Source organism: Paenibacillus ilasis, assembly GCF_043195395.1.
Classification (GTDB): Bacteria; Bacillota; Bacilli; order Paenibacillales; family Paenibacillaceae; genus Paenibacillus_AQ; species Paenibacillus_AQ lautus.
Genome location: NZ_JBHDJG010000004.1, coordinates 547,446 through 562,772 on the forward strand (window position 1 = coordinate 547,446; position 15,327 = coordinate 562,772).

9 protein-coding genes are annotated in these 15,327 nt (G+C 45.9%); all 9 read left to right on the plus strand.

Translation table 11 applies throughout. The features are described from left to right. Nucleotides 1-129 precede the first annotated feature (129 nt). The 9 genes from ACETK5_RS29885 to ACETK5_RS29925 all read left to right on the plus strand — a co-directional run bounded on the left by ACETK5_RS29885 (nucleotide 130) and on the right by ACETK5_RS29925 (nucleotide 15,259). Nucleotides 130-3,768 carry an S-layer homology domain-containing protein gene (locus tag ACETK5_RS29885; protein WP_394059510.1) on the plus strand — a complete coding sequence of 1,213 codons (3,639 nt, stop codon included), beginning with the start codon at nucleotides 130-132 and terminating at the stop codon, nucleotides 3,766-3,768. A 252-nt stretch (nucleotides 3,769-4,020) separates the two neighbouring features. Next, entirely contained in the window at nucleotides 4,021-4,365 is a 345-nt protein-coding gene (locus ACETK5_RS29890; protein ID WP_100540942.1) for a hypothetical protein, read from the plus strand. 368 nt (nucleotides 4,366-4,733) lie between these two features. Then, a complete protein-coding gene (locus ACETK5_RS29895; protein ID WP_394059512.1) occupies nucleotides 4,734-7,694 on the plus strand; it encodes an Ig-like domain-containing domain in 2,961 nt (986 codons plus the stop codon). A gap of 78 nt (nucleotides 7,695-7,772) precedes the next feature. After that, nucleotides 7,773-8,258 (plus strand): hypothetical protein, encoded by a 486-nt coding sequence (locus tag ACETK5_RS29900; RefSeq protein WP_100540940.1) that lies wholly within the window; start codon nucleotides 7,773-7,775, stop codon nucleotides 8,256-8,258. A gap of 187 nt (nucleotides 8,259-8,445) precedes the next feature. Continuing rightward, a complete protein-coding gene (locus ACETK5_RS29905; RefSeq protein ID WP_100540939.1) occupies nucleotides 8,446-8,733 on the plus strand; it encodes an alpha/beta-type small acid-soluble spore protein in 288 nt (95 codons plus the stop codon). 223 nt (nucleotides 8,734-8,956) lie between these two features. Next, nucleotides 8,957-10,162 (plus strand): methionine adenosyltransferase, encoded by a 1,206-nt coding sequence (gene metK, locus ACETK5_RS29910; RefSeq protein WP_100540938.1) that lies wholly within the window; start codon nucleotides 8,957-8,959, stop codon nucleotides 10,160-10,162. Between the two features lie 467 nt (nucleotides 10,163-10,629). Next, nucleotides 10,630-13,332: a stalk domain-containing protein gene (locus tag ACETK5_RS29915; RefSeq protein WP_394059551.1), complete on the plus strand. Its 2,703-nt coding sequence runs from the start codon at nucleotides 10,630-10,632 to the stop codon at nucleotides 13,330-13,332. Between the two features lie 45 nt (nucleotides 13,333-13,377). Next, nucleotides 13,378-14,532, plus strand: a complete 1,155-nt coding sequence (locus ACETK5_RS29920; RefSeq protein WP_009594214.1) for a sensor histidine kinase — start codon at nucleotides 13,378-13,380, stop codon at nucleotides 14,530-14,532. A gap of 4 nt (nucleotides 14,533-14,536) precedes the next feature. Beyond that, complete coding sequence (locus tag ACETK5_RS29925) at nucleotides 14,537-15,259, plus strand: response regulator (protein ID WP_071219809.1); 723 nt, start codon at nucleotides 14,537-14,539, stop codon at nucleotides 15,257-15,259. Nucleotides 15,260-15,327 lie beyond the last annotated feature (68 nt).

A 15,327-nucleotide genomic window follows, 5' to 3' on the forward strand; every position in this document is an offset into this window, starting at 1 on the left:
TAGGACACTCGCTTCCGATATATGAACTATGCGCTAGAATCAATCTGTCAGTGAAAGCGAGGGGACCCAGTGAACGACGTAACACCCAAAACGGACGCCAACGTCCGAATGACCAAGGAGGCACAACCGTTGAAGAAAAATTTCCGTGCAATAGCAAGCCTGTTATTGGCCTTTGCTATGTTCTTTTCCCTTATTCCGGCATTACCGGCTTCAGCTGCAAATGGAGCCTTGTTTTTTCACTTTTCCAATCTAAGTACGGATCCGAATTCTCCAACGCCGGAGAACCGGAGCTCGATTTCGGTTACGGGTACCTACAACGGCATTAACCCGAATACCATCTCGTATGAAATCAAACGGTTCGATGACACAACAACGGGCGGCACCGGCGTCAAGCCGATCCTTGACGAAGCAGCGAATACGTTCGAGTTCCTGAATGTGCAGTTGAATCAGGGAGTGAACAAAATCATCGTGTCCGGTATGAGCACGCAAGGCCAGCAGATGAGTGCTACGGCCTATGTGAAGTTCTCCGATGTACCGGCTGTTTACGAAGTAGCGCTCAGTGATGGACGCGTTCTGGAAGAGAATGCTTCCAAGCCGGTTGTCGTTACTACGCAGACCATCAGCATTTCCGTCAAAGCGACGAATGGATCCAAGGGTGTTACCGTCAATGGGCAGAGTATGTATGCCGGCGGCGGCGATACGTATTACTCCGCAGGGATCCTGCTGCAGAAGGGTGTCAACGATCTGGTGATCGTCGTGAACTCCGAATCGAAATCCCAGACCATCAATAGACAGGTCGTTTATCATCCGACAGGTTCCATAACTGTCAATCAACTGAAGATTGGCGGCACAAATATCGATGGACAGGCGGTTGTAACCGGTACGGTTAACGGCGTCATCTCCGGTTATGTGATCGTGGATGCTCCTCTGGCTGGTACCCCAGCGGTTCCCCCGATTCTTGAAGTTTCCGTATTTCAGGTAGGATCCACAAATCCGATCACGACCTCGCCGGCAACCGTAGGTGCGGCAAGCTTGCTGGGCAATACCTTGATGTATCCTTTTACAACGACCGGCACTACCAGCATCACTCAGAGTGGGGATTATTTTGTACTCACTAAGGATTCTACCACGGGCTTTGATGTGAAGAATTCTTTTACTTACCGCGATGTCAATGCGCCTACCATCAAGCAGGTGTACCAATTGTACGGCGTAACGGAGAGCGGGGGAACGGTATCGGCTACCTCCCAATCCATTTTCCCAAGTAGTAACAACACCGTCCTGAATGAACTGCCGATCTACTTGATGGTCGAGCAAGTGAACGCAGGCAATGTGGAGATAGAGTCCAGCAAGGGCGGCGGCACGATCGCGCAGAAGTTTACCTACAACGGCCACACGGTTTTCAAAATCACGAACCTGCCGACAGGTCAGCAAAATCTGATCATCAAGGTCAGCAATGGTTCGGGCGTTTCCGATACCAAAGTCATCCCGGTGACGTTCTTGTCTTCTTCTTATATTGATATTTTCAATTTGTACAACAACCAGGTATTTAAGAACAGCTCGGAATTCAACCAAGTGACAGGACGCATTGTCAACTACACAGGGACTACAGGACTTACGATTTCCCTGAACGGTAACACTCGCGATCTGAACGTGAACGGCAACGGGGAATTCAGCTTTACGGATACGACGTTCCTGCAGTTGATTCCAGGTCCGAATACGTTGGTGGTCGCCGACAAGAGCGGGAAAATCTCGACGAAGCTGACCCTGCTTTATTTTAGCGATACCCGTTCGGTTATCAAAAACATGATCCCATTCCCGGTTGGCTCCGCAACGGAATCCGATCCGGACGGATTGTTCAGAGAAACGGCTGAGAATGCTTATAACACATATGAAAAATCTTTGGGTCTTCGCTTTGAAGTGGAATACACGGATGAGATTACGGTGAACATCAGTCATCCTACGCCAACCATCTTTGCAGTATTTACCAAAAATAACCAAGGAACCTGGACTCTTTCGGGTGGTGCCCTGAAGACCCAATTGGATCCCATTAATCCGGCGGAGTACGACCGGTACTTTACCATTGTCAATGGCGCAAACTCCAGCTCGGCTCGCGTGGTGTTCAAAGAGCTCGCACTACCAGAGGTTGGTTTGCAGGCCATCAGCATCGGTTCCCGTTATCAGTCGGTTACAACAACCGATACTATCGAAATCACGCGCGAACGTGCACCTTACCAAGTGCTGTCTCCGAAACTGCCGAACGAAGGCGTGCTGAAACAGAACTTTGTAGAGGTAAGCATCAAGGCTGAAGGAGCTGACTCCATTCTGATTGGCAAAACGCCAATGGTGAAATCTGAAATCAGCGATATTTTCCGCCTTGAAGTCAAGAACCTGAAAAACGGTAAAAACACAATCAAGTTCACGATCGAACAAGGCACCAAAAAGACAAGCGGGCAATTCGTTGTAACTTACACAGATGATGCTACAGAAGGATCTCAGTTTAAAACCAATATTTCGAAGTCAGGCAAAGTGTCCGTATTTAAAGGCGGCGTATCGCTGTCCTTGCCGAAAGGCACCGTACTTCAACAGGCTAAATCAAGTCCTACCGCAGAAGTACCTACGATCAACCTTCTTGGCGAGCATGACATTCTGTTCGGCATTGCCAACCAGATCGATGGACGGACCATTAAAGCCTATAACCGGATCGGTGAAATCGAGAACGGTGTGGAAATGGACGGACGCCTGTCCCTGATTCCAGGGGATAATAACAATGCGTTCCGGTTCACCCCGGCTGCCCATTTCGGATATTCATCACCACTCTACTGGCTGGATGCAGGTTCGCTTAATGCCTACAGCAGCAACATAGAGGACTTTAATGTAAAGGCAGCAGCGCATCCTTACGCGAAAGGCAACGAATTTCATCAACGTTTGATTCCGCAGAACTGGATGGAGCTGTCTCAAAAAGGTACAATTACCCTGAAATATGATTCTGCACTGGTGAACTCGGCTTCGAGCAACTTGGGCATTTGGTGGTATAACCCGTCCCAAGGAACTTGGACCAACATCGGCGGGAAAGTAGACGCCAAGAAGAAAACTGTTACGGCTCCATTCAAGGGGTTTGGTTATTACGCAGTTAAATCCTTACGTTATAGCTACTCTGATGCGATTTCGCATAAGACGGCCCGCAACGATATTGAATTGATGCTGGCCAGAGGATATATGAAGGCGTCCAAGACGGATGCATTCGGCGTGTATGATCCAATGACTCGCGGTGAATTAGCTACTATTATAGTGAAGCTGCTGGATATTCCGTTGGATTACGATACCGATAAGAACAAGCTCACTTTTGATGACATTTATCAGGAAAGTGTAGTCAACAGCATGCAGTGGGATTACCGTTACATCGAGACGGCTGCCAGAAAAGGAATTATTCGTGGCATCGCGCCACGAAGCTTTGCTCCTAATATGGAACTGACTCGCGAAGAAGCGGCCAACATGATCGCACGCGCACTCAACCTGAAGATGGGTGAAATCGAAAAAGACAAAGCAGCTCTTCAGAAACAGTTCGAAGACGTAGGCAATATCAAATCGAATTATTCTTACCCAGCCATTCTTGCCGTAAGCAAAGCCGGTATTCTAACCGGTGTAGCGAACAGCTTGAAAGAAGGAGAGAAAAAACCGACCTACAACTTCAACCCGGATGCGGTGCTTAATCGTGCGGATACGGCAACCGTCGTTAAACGCATGATGAGCAAGCTCAAAATGCTGTAAGAAACATAAATAAGCAAGGACTTGCATGACAAAAGGAACGAGAGCAGATGCCCAATTTCTAATGGCATTGCTCTCGTTTTTTTCATGCGATACCTCGTGGTAGAAGGTTATAAATGGCATAATTAGCAAGATCTTATGGGCGTTATCAGGTCCTCGGAAACCGTTTACCAATATCTATTGTTTTGTAATTTCATGTAGAATACGCTACAATAGCGGAAGCACATACTATTTTTAGAGGGTGAAGATGAATTTATGAAGCCGATATTATCAAAAGCGCAGCTCGACTACATGAAGGCGAAGACCAAGTTCGAGGAAAAAGCCAAAGTGATGGAGAAGAAGATTGAGCTGGCTCGTGCCGCTCATGATGAGATAACTCAGGAAGTCATGGAGGGACTCGTTGTTGAGACAGGCTTTCATGATTCATTTAACGAAATGACAGCGGCTGAGAATGCGTTGATCCAATGGTCACATACTACAATTAAACATGATAAGACATATCGCACGAATAAAACGGAGATCGATCAGATGTACAGCACCCTCCACAGCAACCCGGAGATGCGTGCACGAATTATCCAGCTTGCTATGAAGATTCGCTAGTATTCTACAAAGGCGCCCAGAGGGCGTCTTTTTTTGTTGTCGTAATATGTAAAAGAGTTGTTGTTATAGGATACGAGTTAACTTCTAAAATTTTTTTTAAAAAAACTTTGCAACTACCGCAACTTTTTGGAAAATCAAACGTTTATAATGTAGAGCCCAACGAGGTAACCAAGATTATCCGATGCAAGAAGATTGTCTATTAATTAGAAAAATGTTCTTTACGGTGTTGGGGACTCGTTGTATAATACCTAGGTAGGATTAGGAATCTATTCTAGTTTGTAGTGTTCTCTCGTTAACAAGATTCTGTGATATCGTCACAGACATCATTTATGATTTATGCTCAACTCGAGAAAGGAGGTGCAGGACAAATGAGTGATAAGAGCTACCAAATTAAAGAAAACAATCAAGTGATGATTCAAGGAGGAGAAAAAAAGGTTATGAAGAAAATTTTATCCGTAGCACTGTCTACAGCAATGGCATTCTCCATGTTTGCTTCTGTTGCATTCGGTGACGATGCGCTTAACACACAACAGAAATTTGATGTACTGAAAGAAAAAGGGATCTTCACTGGTTACCCAGATGGAACTGCTGGTCTTGAGAAAGACATGACTCGCGCTGAGTTCACGAAAGTTCTGGTTGGCATCATGGGTCTTGAGCCAATCCAAGGCAAAGCATCTTTCAAAGACAAAAACTACAAAGCTGACAAATGGCCAGCTCCTTATGTAGAGGCAGTATACGCTGCAGGTCTGATGGAAGGTAAAAACACAACAAAAATGATCTTCGACTTTAACGGTAAAATCACCGTTCAAGAAATGGCGAAGGTTCTCGTGACTGCACAAAAACTCGAAATCCCAACAGAAACGAACAACAACGCTTCTGACTGGGCTAAAGGTTATGTGCAAGCAGCAATCAATGCTGGTCTGGTAGACGCTAAAACTAACCCTAAAGCTAACGCTTCCCGTTCCCAACTGGTTGAAGTAGCTTATACAATCTACCTGTCCCAACAAAAACCAAAAGTAGTTTCTTACGACGTTAAAGAAGATGGCAAAGTAGTTGAATTCAAACTTGCTAACAACGAAGTTGTTAAAGTAACTTTGGAAACTGCTTTGAAAGCAAACACAGCTACAGAAGTGAAATTTACACATAACAATTACGAGTACACTGAAAGTGTAACTTGGGTTGTAACTGCAGCTACTAAGATCGAATCTGTATCTGCTTCCAACTACAAAGAAGTTACAGTTAAATTCGACGGTGAAGTTGAAGCTAAAACTGCAGAGAACGAAGATAACTACAAAGTTACTGGTGTGACTTTCGAATCTGCTAAATTGTCCGCAGACAAGCGCAGTGTATCTTTGCTGGTTGCTCAAGAGTCGGCTAACCTTCCAGAGCAAAAAGACGCTAAGTTTGAAATTAATGGCGTTAAAAACTCTGACGGTTCCAAAACTTTTAAAGAAACTGTAACATTAAGAGCGGTTGATACTCAACTTCCAGAAGTAACTGAAGTTGTAGGTCTCGGAACAAAAGCATTCAAAGTAGTGTTCTCCGAGCCGGTTCAATCTACAACTGCTTCTAACATCTCCAACTACAAAATCGACGGTAAGGCAGTATCCGGTTGGGTGAAATTCACTTATCCTAACATTGCCTTCATCACTACTGATCTTGCTGTAGGCGAGCATACTTTGAACGTTCAAGGCGTAACTGACTTTGCTAAATTCAAAGTTAGCCCAACAGATGTTAAGTTCACAGTAGCTGAAGATAAAACAGCTCCAGAAGTGGTATCCGTTAAAACGAAAGATCTGACTAAAGTTGAAGTTGAATTCAACGAGTCCGTGAAATCGGTTGACAAGGCTTACCATACATCCGCTGGCAAAACTGCTGACAAAGTAGAAATTAAAGACAACGTTGTTGTTTTAACTTTCAGCGCTGACAGCAAAAAACTGAGCCTGGGTGAGAACACAATTTACCTTGAAGGCGTAAGAGATTACAGCGACAACTCTGCAAACCGTGAAGCTAAAGTTACACCAGTACTTGATACTGAGCGTCCAACTGTTTCCGATGTAAAAGTAGATGTTGAAAACAACACTACAATCTTCACTTTGGAGTTCTCCGAAGATGTAAACTTGACTGATATCCAAAACCGTGACAACTTCGTCCTGAAAAATTCTAAAGGTGAAGTTGTGACTGAGAAAGGTTTCAATAGCGGTAAACCTGTTACTGTACCAACATTCGAAACCAAAAACGGTAAAACATACAAAAATCGTGTAGTTGTTAAGTCCATTGGTACTCTTGCAGCAGGCAAGTACACTTTGGATGTTGCTAACATTCGCGATACTGCTTCCATCGGAAATACGATGTTGCCACAAACTCTCTCTGTTGATGTAACTAACACATCTGCACTTAAACTTGTGAGAGCTTGGGTTGATTCTACTTCCGACAATGACGATCTGTACATTGATGTTCAATTTAACAGAGCTGTTGCGGTTGATGGAAACGGTTCTGCTTTGGAAATCAACAAATACGGATATGTTACAGGTAATGTTTACAAAGCATTCCCTACTAAAAACGCTCCAACTCCAACATTGAGAAATGCTGAAACAGTTCGTCTGACTATTCCTAAGAAAGACTTCACGAACTGGCAAACTGAATTGGCTAATGCAAACTTGCGCGTAGTTAACGTTGCTGATCTTAACGGTAACTACTTGACAGATCTGCAAGTTGGAATTGGTCAAGGCGTACAAATTCCTGTGAAATCTGTTAAAGCAACTGCACTTGATAAAGTAAAAGTTGAATTTAACGGTAACATTACTTCGGTTGTTTCGAGCGACTTCACTTTCGCTGGTAACATCAAAGGTACTGCAGGTGAGCCTAAGTTTGACAACGGTGTGACTACTGTTGAATTCACTTTGGATAGCAAATTGAATGCAGCAAGTCTGGGTCTCTTGACAACTGTTCCAGAACCTCAAACTTCTGATAACCTTGGTCACAAAATCGAGGCTCTTACAGTTGCTAGCAATAAAGCAATTGAAGATGGTATCGCACCAGAAGCAGTTGAAGCTACTACGGTTACAGGTGCAACTTATGTAGACATTGAATTCAATGAAGAAGTTGCTGTATACTACACTCCAGATGCGTTTAAAGTGTATGTTGACGGCGACTCAGTTACTGTAACAGGTGCTACAAAAGTTAGCGCGAAAGTTGTTCGTGTACAACTTGAAAAACCATACAACCCTACTGTTGGCGGTCAAGTTTCCGTTGCAAAAGGTAAATATATCGTCGATACAAACAATAACGCTGCAGACGCTATTTACAAAGAAATTATCAAGAAGTAATTTATTTGTTCAAAAGAACTGTCCGGAATCATTTCCGGGCAGTTTTTTATTACATACGTTAAAGGAGAAATGAATATCATGAAAAGCTCTTACAAAATGGGACTCGGTGTATTAATTGTAGGAAGCAGTATTCTTGTTGGTTCGTTTCTAAATTTCCAAGTAACCGGCGCCGGCACCACCCCAGGCACCACCGACGATCCAGTCGTCACCAAAAGCTACGTAGACCAACAAATCCAGCAAGCACTAGGGACTACCAACCCAACGAATCCTACGCAGCCATCCCAAGGTGCTGAAGAAGTCAAGAACGTTGCGCTGAAGCCAGGCAAGATTCTGATTGCCGATGCAGGAACGGAGTTCATCGTGCGTTCCGGAAACGCTGTGATCTACACAGAAGTCGCTAGCGGCGTTGCAGATCTGACGGACGGTAAAGACCTGTTAAACGGCGAAACAGCGCCTAAGAACCATCTGCTTTCCTTCCCACGTGAAGGTCGCGGCATCCAGGTGAAAGAAGGACAGACAAGTAATTTGATTGTCATGGTGCGCGGCGGCTACACCATTAAGTAATGATCGGCAACTAGGGTGCGTTAGACATTTGCTGATACCGCTTCATCCTAGAGTGGTCTGGCGAGGACTTTTGCCCGGCTTATTCCTCTTATAATTATTGCCAGTTGTGACAACGTTTTATACGTGTGAGTGCTTTGAAATCGACAAATAATACTTCTGTAAAAACCAATACAGGAGGTGTATGTTCATGGCACGCAGCAGTCGTAACCGTCAAGTGGTACCGGAGAGTCGTGAAATGCTGAAGCAAATGAAATACGAAATTGCAGCAGAGTTTGGATTACCTGTAGGTTATGGTAGCGGTTCCAATGGAGCCGATACGGAATTTGGTTCCGAGTTAGGAACCATCGGAGGTGGGTCTTCCAGCCGTCGTCCTGGATGGGGACATCTAACATCCCGTGAGAACGGATCTGTTGGTGGAGAGATCACTAAACGGTTGGTTCGAAACGCTGAACAAAGTCTCTTCGGTAGACTGTAGTCGTTTTTCAGTTACAAGTGGAACTTATTCTTGATAAAATGATTGAAAAACCCAAGAAAATCCTTGAAAAACAGCTTACTTACTGGATTGACACCTGGTAACAAATAAGTTAATATGCATGTTGAGGATTGTACATTTCAAACCTTTTCCTTTCGGAAAAGGTTCATTTTTTGTGTAGGACCTCTTGATGTATCACATACTATTCATATGGGAGGTTGATCTCATGTCTTTAACAGGGCGACGTTTATTTACATCTGAGTCCGTAACTGAAGGACATCCGGATAAAATCTGTGACCAGATTTCTGATGCGGTACTCGATGCTTTTTTGGCTAACGATCCGAACGCACGCGTAGCTTGTGAAGTTTCCGTGGCGACTGGTCTTGTTTTGGTCATTGGTGAAATTAGCACTAAATCTGAATACGTGGATATTCCATCCATCGTACGCAATACCGTGAAGGAAATCGGGTATACCCGTGCAAAATACGGTTTTGATTCTAATACATGTGCGGTGTTGACATCGCTGAATGAGCAATCTGCCGATATTGCACAGGGGGTAAACGCTGCACTGGAGAATCGTGATCCTTCCCAAGTGGACAAGGAAACTGAGAACATCGGTGCTGGCGACCAAGGTCTGATGTTTGGTTTTGCAACCAACGAGACCCCTGAACTGATGCCTCTTCCGATTGCATTGTCTCACCGTATCGCTCGTCGGTTGTCCGAGGTTCGTAAAGATGGTACGCTGGAATACCTGCGTCCGGACGGTAAAACCCAGGTAACGGTTGAGTATGATGGCAATACGCCAGTTCGCGTGGATACGATCGTAGTATCGACTCAACATGCCGAAGAAGCAACGCTGGAGCAAATCCAGAAGGATATTAAAGAACAAGTTATTCTTCCTGTCGTACCGGCTGAATTGCTGGACGCAGAAACTAAATATTTCATTAACCCTACCGGCCGTTTCGTAATCGGTGGTCCTCAAGGGGACGCTGGTCTGACAGGCCGCAAAATCATCGTGGACACCTATGGCGGCTACGCTCGTCATGGCGGCGGTGCATTTTCCGGTAAGGATCCTACAAAGGTTGACCGTTCCGCTGCTTACGCGGCTCGCTACGTGGCTAAAAACCTGGTTGCTGCAGGACTTGCGGACAAGTGCGAAATTCAATTGGCTTACGCTATTGGTGTCGCTAACCCAGTGTCGATTAGTGTAGATACTTACGGAACAGGTAAAGTGAGCGAAGAGAAGCTGGTTGAGCTTGTGCGTAACAACTTCGACCTGCGTCCGGCTGGAATCATTCGCATGCTGGATCTTCGTCGTCCGATCTACAAGCAAACCGCTGCTTACGGACATTTTGGTCGTACAGATCTCGATCTTCCTTGGGAGCGCGTAGACAAAGCGGAAGCGTTGAAAGAACAAGCTGGCGTAAACTAAGGTAATTTTAAGATATGTTGCAGATATAAAATTTAGGCATGTGCTGATTTAATTTTTCTTGCGAAAAAAAATCGGTGCATGCCTTTTTTCTGTTTCTCTTTCTCTTTCTCTTTCTAATTATGAGTAGAGATTTAACAGAGTTGAACCGGAGAATATGACAAAAATGCAATAATTAGAAAAGCTGATGACCTATCGTCGTTATCGGATTTTTCATTAAATAAATGGTAAAACAGGAATATAACTTATGACAAACTAGTTACTTTTACAAGAAAATATAGTAACATAGGATTGATTTACATAGACTCCTAAAAAATGCCGCTACAAATTGTACAAGACTTGGTGTACGATACGCGAAAGTGTTTTTTTATAACAAATTCGTAACTTTTCCGCAAAAATGAAGTCTATTAATTAGAGACTTTATATGTTCGGCATCCGTGTTGAACGAGAGATGGGAGAGTTACGATTACATGGTTAGTCAGGGGAAAACACTAAAGTCCACAACATCTGGTGTAGGCAAGAAATGGTTAATTATTACATTGGCAGGAGTCATCTGGGTGGGTCCTGTGCTGAGCAGCGGAATACCAGTGATAGGGAATCTATCAACATCCTCGGTAGCTTATGCGGCATCAACATCGGCTAAGAAGCTTGGTGAGGAAATCATTACTTCCGGCGCGGTATTGATGAAGTATCAGTATATCAACAGCACTGGCGCAAAATCGTTGGCGAATGTCATTCGGGTGGATTTGAACAACAAATATGTGAAATTGGACGTCATGACAGGCCAAGGGAATCAATTTACAACGAGACAAAGCACGGGCGGAATGGCGAAGGAGAACGGAGCGGTTGCTGCTATTAACGGTGACTTTTTTAATACCGGCAGCGAAGGGGCTCCAATGGGTGCTCAAGTATCGAACGGTCTGTTGATGTCAACCCCTTCGGAACTGAAAGGCATGTATGCTTTTGGAGTAACAAACGATGGAACGCCAATTCTGGATGAGTTTGCTTTCTCGGGGAGTATTACAGCTGAAAATGGCGCCTCATTCCCGCTCGCGGGTATGAACAAAACATCCTATGCGCCAGAGGGCACCGGATCAACGTATAGCCATGCGAATGCAGCTTATATCTACACAAGCGCATGGAAGGCTGTTGAGCGTCCTAAGAACAGCTCGACAACGCCAACGGAGGTTATGGTAACGGATGGCGTCATAACCGATATTTCAGTAATGGCAGGATTGCCAACAGCGATACCGGAGGGAAGCTACATTTTGCGAACCCATGGGGCTGCGGCAGAGTTCGTGAAACAAAATCTGGCAGTTGGACAGAGGCTGGAAGCCGATTATGCTTTGGTGTCCAAAAAATCAGGTAAAGAACTGGACCCAACTACACTCCAAATGATGATTGGCGGCCATACGATTCTGGTGGATAACGGCAAGGCCACTTCATTCTCTCGAAACGTGAATTCGATTGGAGGAAGCAGGGCACGTACAGCCGTTGGTTACTCTAAAGACGGACGTTACGCTTACCTGATTGCTACGGAGAGCAACGATAACAGCAAAGGCATGACACTGCAGCAGCTTCAGGATTTCATGACGAAGATTGGAGTATGGAAGGGAATGAACCTCGACGGCGGCGGATCAACAACGATGGTCAACCGTCCGTTAGCCGAGATGAATACCCAGCTGACCTTCAACACGGAATACGGGACGACGCAGCGAAGCATCGTAAATGCACTCGGAGTCTTCTCAACAGCACCTCAGGGCAGCTTGAAGGGCTTGAAAGTAAGCGGCAGCAACACGCTTCTGATCGGGCAAATCGGCACGTATGAACTGAAGGGCTACGATACCTACTATAATCCAATGGAAGCTGGTTCGATTAAACCGACTTGGAAGTCCAGCAATGGCAACCTGGCGGTCAACGGACAAAGCATTAAAGCGACGAAGCCGGGCACCTCAACACTGACGGCAGTAAGCGGCAGTACAAAAGCTACGATGCAAGTCAAGGTGCTGGGCGCGGATGATCTTGTTGCTTTGACTACCGGCGTATCAAGTGCACCGCTGCAGGCTGGAACGAGCGTTTCCGTGCCGGTGACGGCCGTAACGGGCAGCGGCCAGAGCCTGGAGGTTCCGAGCAGTGCGCTGAAATGGGAGTTTATCGGATTTAAAGGCAGCGTGAAAGACGGCCGATTGACCGTATCCTCCGTGAACAGCAATACGAAAGTCGGTTATGCCATCGCGCGCTATGACGGCTTTAGCACGGTCGTTATTTTATCGGCAGCGGGCGAGAGCACGTGGGAAAACTTCGAGAATGTGAATTACCCGGTGAAGTTCACGACCAATGTGCCGGCAGTTACCGGGACTGCAGCGATCAAAAATGGCAGCGGAGCAAAAGCATCATCTAAAGTCTTGAACTTGACCTATGATATGACAGGCGGATTAGGGCAAAAAATGTACGCTTACGCCGAGTTGAATGGCACGACAGGTAAAACGATTCCTGCACAGGCTACGGCCATGACGATTGATGTGGAGGGAGATAACAGCCTGAACTGGCTGCGCGCTGAACTCCAAGACAATAACGGGAAAACCGTTTACGTCGACTTGGCAAAAGCGATGGATTGGAGCGGTTGGAAAACACTGAGCATCGATCTCAGCGGATATAACATTGCATTCCCGGCACAGATGAAGCGGCTGTATGTGGTAAACGTGGAAGAAGGCCAGGACGAGCGTGCATTGACAGGAGCTGTATCTTTTGATGATATCCGTTTCACAATGCCGTCTCTATCAGGGAATGAAGGACTTCCAACAGGCAAAGCGGTCATGACCATTGGGCAAAAATCGCTGATGCTGAATGGTTCGAAAGTGGCAATCGATTCGGCGCCAATCTTGAAAAATGGAACGACCTACGTTCCGATTAAGCACGTGCTCGACGCGTTCGGCGGGCAAGCAACCTGGAACCAATCCGCTCAGCGGGTAGGCGTCCTGAGGGGCGGTATGCTCATGGAACTGACGGTCGGCAAGAAAGAATTCATTCTAAACGGTAAGCGCAGTTCGGCGGCTGTAGCACCTATGGTTCAAGGTGGTAGGACTTTGGTCCCTCTTCGTCTCGTTTCCGAGCAATTAGGCCTTAAAGTAAAATGGGACAAGAACACGAAGACCGTTACGATCGAATCATGATATGGTATGATATGTATATGAAACGTTAGAAATGGAGTAGAGTGCGTGGATTATCAAGCCGATGCCATCGACCGTGTCATAAAAAATGCCATCAAAGTGATGGAGGACAGCAAATACCAAATGTTCGAAATATTGGAGGCGTCGCGGCAGGAGCTCGCGTCTCTCAATCATGAACTGCAGCGGACATTAAAAGAAACGACGGAAACCTTAGAGAAGGTAGATCAGCTGGAGCTGAACTACCGCCGTTCCCGGATCCGGCTGACCGAGGTCAGCCGGGATTTTGTCCGGTACAAAGAAGAGGACATCAAGCAGGCGTATGAGAAAGCAACGCAGCTTCAGCTTGACCTCATGATCTACCGGGAGAAGGAAATGTATCTGAAGGCAAGACGAGATGAGCTGCAGAAGCGGGTTCGTAATGTCGAGAACTCCGTGGAGCGTGCAGAATCGATCGGATCTCAGATGGGCGTGGTGTTGGAATACTTGTCCGGAGAGCTGGGGCAGGTATCCCGAATCATCGAATCTGCGAAAAACAGACAGGTCATTGGTCTCAAAATTATTTTGGCGCAAGAAGAGGAACGGAAACGCATTTCCAGAGAGATTCATGATGGACCTGCACAATTGCTGGCGAATCTGGTTCTTAGGACGGAAATTGTAGAAAGAATGCTCGCAAAGCAGGAATTTAAGATGGTGCAGGACGAAATAGTAGATTTGAAGGGCCAGGTTCGATCGAGCTTGGAGGAAATGCGAAAAGTCATTTTTAATCTGCGTCCAATGGCACTCGATGATCTAGGATTAATCCCCACACTGCGTAAATACGTGCATGATTATGAAGAGAAATCAAAAATCCGCACGATCTTCGAGACACGGGGAAAAGAGCATCGTCTCTCTTCTGCGATGGAGGCTGCCATCTACCGGTTGGTGCAGGAAGCACTTTCGAATGCTGCAAAACATGCTTACCCGACTTATGTGCTTGTTGAAATCACGTACCAGGCGCAATTGGTCAAAATCGTTGTACAGGACAATGGCCTGGGATTCAATGTCGATTTGCTGGAGCAGAAAAGCAAGGACCACTTTGGGTTAATTGGCATGCGGGAGAGGGTTGAGCTGCTCGAAGGGAGAATGGAGATCGATTCAGCTGAGAATCAAGGAACCAAGATCGTGATTCATATCCCGACGAACGTAGAAAAGAGAAAGGAGTAATCGGATGGAACATTTGGAAAAAGAGAACACGATTATAAAAGTATTATTAGCGGATGACCACCAGCTATTTAGGGAGGGTCTGAAGCGTATACTGAATATGGAGGACGACATTGACGTAATCGGTGAATGCGGCGATGGAATTCAAGTACTTGAGTTCTGTAATGAAGTGAAGCCGGATATCGTGCTGATGGATATCAACATGCCTACCGAAAATGGCGTTCAAGCAACTGAGAAACTACGTGAAATGTTTCCTGAGATCAAAGTTATCATTCTGTCGATTCATGACGACGAGAGTTATGTGTTTGAAACGCTCCGTAAGGGAGCGAACGGTTACCTCCTGAAGGATATGGAAGCCGAGTCACTGATTAATGCGATTCGTTCGGTACATGAGGGATATGCATTTATCCATCCGAAGGTTACGGGCAAGCTCATTCAACAGCTCCGTCGGATGACTTATGTAAACGAAGCAGGCGCTATGGCTGAGAGCGGTTCGCGTGAGGCTGGAGTCAAGTTCGTGGCAGGCGAGAATAACCCATTGACAAGGCGCGAAGCGGAAGTGCTTAGACTAATGGCTGAAGGCAAGAGCAACAAGATGATAGGGGAGTACCTGTTCATTAGTGAAAAAACTGTAAAAAACCACGTCAGCAGCATTTTGCAGAAGATGGAAGTGGACGACCGTACGCAAGCGGTTATCAACTCGATCAAATATGGCTGGGTGACGTTGTAATCGCCGATCCGAATGCACGGACGCGTCTTACATAGGGAGGGAACTGCCAAGGGCGGTTCCTTTTTGTT